This is a genomic window from Phaeodactylibacter sp. (assembly GCF_040219495.1).
In the GTDB taxonomy this organism is placed as follows: Bacteria; Bacteroidota; Bacteroidia; order Chitinophagales; family Saprospiraceae; genus Phaeodactylibacter.
On the sequence record NZ_JAVJSK010000082.1, the window covers coordinates 1 to 6,019 of the forward strand.

Below are 6,019 nucleotides of genomic sequence, written 5' to 3' on the forward strand. Positions count from 1 at the left end.
TTTTAACTTGAAATAACCTATCTTGGAGTCGTGCCCACATGGATGACTTTTTTGGTCGAACTCTAAAGTTACGAAGTGTGGGCACACTTTTTCGCTGTCACAAAAGCAGAGCGGGAAAATTACTTCAAACCGAACAGCCTATGTCAATGTATGTAGGCAGAGTATGTTTTATCACCTCCTCAGGTTTTAGTGCTCTTTGAATACGCATCAAATAACTTTCGGGACCTTTGGCATGATTATCCATTGTGGCAAGGAGAATACGTTGATAGTTTAGCCGCAATTGGTATACCCATACAAAGAGATGCTGCAGAACCTCATCTATATGGTCATAACCGAACTTATCCACATACTGTAACAATACAGCGTCGTATAAGTGGCGCAAATACTGATCTCCTATTCGATTCCTTCCATCATAACTTTGTAGCGTCTTCATAACTCTGTACCCCTTACTTTCTTTCTTTATGTGCGTAGGCAGCGTTTTTTGTAAATCACGCTGTTTGGCTAAGTAATAAGCGATCATCTCAAAAAACATCCTGCCGTTGATGACAGGCATATCTAATTGAAACGGAAAACTCAGCTTCTGGAAGTCTATCAAGCGATCTTGTGAGTGATTGTAGGTGTCTACATACAATCGGGCAATACGATAAAGCTGTGTGTAGGGCAAATTCTTATCGTATAGATCTGCACCTTTGAAAAGGTCTACATTTGACTTCGTAAAAAATCGAGCAGAATTCCCCCAGCTCCATTCCTTTATACGGTATAAAAACAAGTGAAACAGTGCAGCGAGCTCTTTTGTAGGGGTTTGTTCCCACTCTCGCGTAACTCGTTCTTCATGAGCTTTATCCTCTTTTGAAAATGCGCGAAGGTGATACGCCTTCAATAAATCGTGCGGCTCCAGTTCCTGCCCTCTAGCATTTTGTGAATCAAAAAATTGGAAAGCAGTAGATAAATTATCAAGCTTAAACACTACAAACTCGCACTTCTTGAGCAAGAAGAGGATGTTCTCTTCACTGAACTTGTTGATATTCTGACTGATGAATAGATAGTTCTGCTTTGCATTGCTGCGAGAAATGGGATGTTTTAATCCGGGGTCAAACAATTCATCCTGTAGCCTGGCGTAACACCGCTTTAATTCTGGTATTTTGGGTGTCTTATTGAAATTCAAGTATGCTCGGATAATCAGGCTAAGGGTGATGCTGCGTTGTTGTCCGTCCACAAGGTCATAGCTACCCCTAGAGGTGTCAAGAACGAGTGCCCCTAAACGGTAGGCAGACTTGTCTTTGAAATGCAAAATATCATTAAGTAGCTGTCCGACATGACGCTGTTGCCACTTATAGGGGCGCTGATAATGGGGAATAATCAGACCGTGCTCACAAAGGATGTTAAGCACACTTTTCACCTCAACTGATATTTGCTCTGAGGTTTGGGATTTAGTTAATGTATTCACTTCCATCGATAAATCTTCTTTGATATTTACAGAGCTATACCTTCGAATCTGGTATATATAGTACAGTGGATTTATGGATCTCCTGTTTCAGAATTAACCGCCCAAATCCACCCCTCTTTCTCCGGCACGTCATCTGTAGGCTGATACAACCGCTCTCGCTCTGTCGCAAAAACATGAGCTACCCGTGCACAAATGCAAGCATCCTGAATGTCTTCATGACCTTCCAGACAAAAGCTTTTAAATGTCTTACGATTTGCTGTAGGGTATGTTTCAATCACGGTAAGGTTGCCTTTTGTCCAAACTCCGGTTTCTTTTACTTTTAACCCTAGCTTCGAAAGCAAATGAATACCTTTAGTAGACTGCGCACCAATCATATCCTGCACTGCAGAAAGTGGTCTGAATCCTTTTTCTGAAAGGAAACGCTCCGTGCGGCGAAACAGATAGGGGTTCTCACGATGTTCCCCGATTGGTTCATCAGCAATCTTGCCCTTTATGACAAGGTCAGTAAATGCTTGAGAGTAGCCGAGAGGCGTATCAATAGCAAGATAGATTATTGCCCCCTCATCATATTGACTAACTCCACAAAGCTCAAAAAGCGCCCGAATAAAAGCCTGATGGTCATTAGGCTCTACTGAATTCAGTGTATCTTTTAGATTTCCTCGCCAAGGCTCCCCAATGACATCTAATGACTCATCCAGAATTACGATGGCATCTCTGGACTTGCTGTTCTTCTCACAGCTCCAGCCGCCGACATCCCAGCCTATGTAATAATTCTTACTCATATCAATCTTTTTCTCCCCGTCAACAACTCCTGCATCATCCCCCGCTTCAGCTGCCGGTACTTGGCTAGCTGGGCTTCGAGCTGCTCGATTTCGGAATCCATATCTTTAAGGGCATTGGCGATGGTAGATTGCTCCGATTGGTTTGGTGGAAGAGGAAGGAGTATAGATTTTAATTGACCAAAGTTTAAACCTTGTCTATTCCCACCAGATTGAAAGCTTTCAATTTGGCGTTGACCAATATCTGATAATAATATTGCTGACAAAAAATATGGATTAGTACTTGGTTGGCATCTAATAATACAAACATGCTGATTAACATTTCCTCCAGCAATTTCTTCAGTTGCAACTGCACACCTTCCAATTGAAGCTCCAGTAATGTTCAATAAAACGTCATGCTTTTCTAATTCAGTGGCGTTGAATGCACTATGAGTAAGCTCGTCAATAAAAGCAACATCATTTAGGTGAAGGTCGCCCCAACCCACATTCTGACTGCGAATAAAAACTCGACCTTCATCTTTGTAAATTTTTGAACCACCTTTAGGAGTTATTCCGCTTCCAACTTTTATTGAAATATTCTCAATTTCAACCACCTCCCAATCCCCCGGAATCCGCCCCACCTCCGTCTGCTGCCAGCTCGTACCATCCGTCTCCACCAGCCGGCGCTTGCCGGTGAGCAACTCCTGCATCGCCCCCTGCTTCATCAACCGCTTTTTGACCAGCAGGGCTTCCTGCGCCTCGATCAGCGCATCCATGTCGCTGAGGGCCGTGGCGATGGCGGTCTGCTCGGCTAGGGTTGGGGGGATGGGGATCAAGAAATCTTTTATGTCCTGAGAGCTGATATGAGGTATTGCTGAAGCTGTTTTGACTGTTTCACAATGAGAAGTAAATAGAGGACTACAAACAAGTTGCTTCAAATAGTTGATATCACAGCTCTTACTCCTAAGTCGAGCAACCCTCTGAAGAAGTAGTGACGGTAAGTCATGAGTTGAAATTTGAGCAAAACTTTTTCCAACTAAAGATCCGTCCATAGCAACAACTACGTCACCTTCTTTTAGGATATACTTACTAAGTTGCGGGGAATGACTTTCCCAGTAATCAGTTATATCAGGGCGCCAATCAATATTTCCCCGTTTTATATTTGAACCTTTCAGTAGTTTTATTCCATTACTCTTAAACTTGCTGCTGGGAAAAGGGAATCCCGTCAAAAGGTCAACCTTGTTTCCAATAGGAACTACCTCCCAGTCGTCGGGTATTAAACCCAATTCAGTTTTTTTATGCTTTGATTGGGTTCTTTTATCTATTTGTATATGGCTTGTTGGTTCTGTTTTAATATTCATTAAGCTGTTTCTCTTTTAGTGGCCCCTAGGGAATGCCCCATTTTAGTTAAGTGCTCCTCTACTCGCTCTTTCAGCGTCTGCACCTTATCACTCAACTCCGGCAGCGGCCACTCGTACCGCTCTGCCAGTGCTTTGATCCGCTCCGTCAGCCGGTAGCTGATGGCATCCATCTCTGCCCCGATGCGGCCTTCCAGCGTAGCCATCCACTTGCGGTCTACCACGGTGCTTTTGATCTCGGCTTCGGTCAGGGTAGGATACTTTTGGATGACCTGTACTTCCAGGGCTTCTTCGGCGGTTTTGATGTCGGCTTTGAGCTTGGTTTCCTTTGCCATCAGCTTTTTGCATTGACTGAGCAATGCCCACTCTTCGGCATTCTCCTCATCCTTCTTGCCCAGCTCTTTGATGCGGGCACTCACCGAGCCTTTCGTCAGGCTGCCTTTATCGGTGGTCGCATCGGCCAGCAAGCCTTCTTCTCCGGTATGCTCTTCCGCCAGCTCTTGCAGTTCAGACTGTACGGTTTCCAGCTCGGTATTCAGTGCATCGATTGCGGCCTGCTCTTCTTCGAAGTAAGTTTTGATCATCAGCCGCGGCGGAATCAGCCGGCCTTCCAGCCCATTTATGCCTTTGACCTCGTTGTCTTTGCCGCCTTTCTTTTTAGCTTTTTTCACCAGTCGGGTCACCTCATTGCCTGCTGCCCAGCCATCGGCAGCCAGTTCGTAAAGGTCGTCCTGCATTTCCTCCGCCCAGTAGTCCATCCCGATTTGGTAGATGTCGTATTTATTGACCAGCGCTTTGCCTTGGTAGGCTTCCAGCAGGTCTTCGGAGATCCGGTGTATGACATCCTTGGGGCGGCAGCCTTCTTCCAGGCTTTTCAAATAGGTAGCGTTTCGGCCTTTCCAATTGTCGTACACGCCCTGCATCTCCGCGCTGTAGGCTTTGAACTCCGCATGATTAAAAATGGCTTCTTTCACCTCGTCCTTGTCCACGCTCAGCTCGTAGTACCCAGGCCGGTCGGCAGCTTTGAACAGGCTGCTCTTCAGGCTTTGGTACACCTTCCAGTATTCTTCCAGCCCCTCCACATCGCGGGCCGGTATGCCGCCTTTGAGGTGGGCTTCAATGTCCTGCAAGTCTTCCTCCTCCTGACTATCGATGTAGCGCGGTATATTCAGGTTGTAGTCGTTCTTCGGGTCCGCTATTTCCTCCTGCGGGACCATACGGCTGTACTTGTCCAGCTCCAGTTGCTTGTTGAAGACATCCACAATCTTATGGATATCCTGGGAGCGCAGGCGGTTCTTATTCCCGTCTTTCATATAGCCCCGGCTGGCATCAACCATAAAAATGCCCTGCCGCCCCTCGGCCCCTTCCTTATCAATCACCATAATACAAGCCGCAATGCCCGTACCGTAGAAGAGGTTGGCAGGCAGCCCAATGATGCCCTTGATATACCCCCGCTCCACGAGTTGCCTGCGGATAATCGCCTCCGCATTCCCCCGGAAAAGGACGCCCAGCGGCAGAATGATCGCCGCCTTGCCAGTACTTTTGAGAGATTTGATCAGGTGCAGCAGGTAAGCGAAGTCGCCGTTTTTCTTCGGCGGCGCCACGTAGCCATCAAAGCGCTGAAAATCGTCATTTTCCGGGTCCACCCCATTACCCCAGGCCTTATCACTAAAGGGCGGATTCGCCACCGCATAATCGAAGGTCTTCAGGTAGCCGGTCGTCGCATCGGTGAAGTAAGGGTCTGCCAGGGTATTCCCCTGTACAACTTCCGCCTCCGGCCGCCCATGCAGCCACATATTCATCACCGCCAGGGCGCGGGTGGCGTTATCTTTCTCCTGTCCGTAGATGGAAATACCGTGTGGGGCAATGTCCGCCGCCCTGAGCAATAGCGATCCTGATCCGCAGGTCGGATCATAAAGTGTCTCTGCCTGACTCTCGGAATGCTCAATGCCGATCACCCGCGCCATAATGCGCGAGACCTCAGACGGGGTATAAAACTGCCCTTTGCTCTTGCCGCTCTCCGTGGCAAAGTGCCGCATCAGGTACTCGTAGGCATCGCCCAGCAGGTCATCGTCCTCCGCCCGGTTGCCGCTAAAGTCGAGGGCAGGGTTTTCGAAAATCTCCACCAGGTTGCTCAGGCGGTCCATCTTTTCCTTGCCTTTGCCCAGCTTATCGTCATCGTTGAAGTCGGCCACATCGATAATGCCCGTCAGGTCATTCTCCTTAGCCAGCTCCCCGATGATCTTATTCATCCGGTCGCCAATGTCTTTCTGCCCCTTCAGCTCCACCATATCCTTAAAGCTGCCGCCTTCCGGAAGGGTGTGACGGATTTTTGATGTGCAAAAAGATACGTATCTTAAAGCAAAAATAAGGTATGAGCGCACGAATAGTAAAGCAAGATGGGGGTAAGGTCACGATTGAGGTAGATATGGAGCTTAACGGCAGCATGCTGAGCC

General features: G+C 47.5%; 4 protein-coding genes. All 4 read right to left on the reverse strand.

Annotation, left to right across the window (positions count from 1 at the left end; translation table 11 throughout):
* Positions 1–124 precede the first annotated feature (124 nt).
* Positions 125–1,453: a DUF262 domain-containing protein gene (locus tag RIC19_RS12895; RefSeq protein ID WP_350178739.1), complete on the reverse strand. Its 1,329-nt coding sequence runs from the start codon at positions 1,451–1,453 to the stop codon at positions 125–127.
* A gap of 65 nt (positions 1,454–1,518) precedes the next feature.
* Positions 1,519–2,229: a hypothetical protein gene (locus RIC19_RS12900; RefSeq protein WP_350178740.1), complete on the reverse strand. Its 711-nt coding sequence runs from the start codon at positions 2,227–2,229 to the stop codon at positions 1,519–1,521.
* Positions 2,226–3,566, reverse strand: coding sequence for a restriction endonuclease subunit S (locus tag RIC19_RS12905; RefSeq protein WP_350178741.1), 1,341 nt, complete (start codon positions 3,564–3,566; stop codon positions 2,226–2,228). Before RIC19_RS12905 ends, RIC19_RS12900 begins: the two co-directional genes overlap by 4 nt.
* The gene (locus tag RIC19_RS12910) at positions 3,566–5,854 is read right to left on the reverse strand and encodes an N-6 DNA methylase (RefSeq protein ID WP_350178742.1); all 2,289 of its coding nucleotides are present in this window, start codon (positions 5,852–5,854) and stop codon (positions 3,566–3,568) included. Before RIC19_RS12910 ends, RIC19_RS12905 begins: the two co-directional genes overlap by 1 nt.
* Positions 5,855–6,019: the final 165 nt, after the last annotated feature.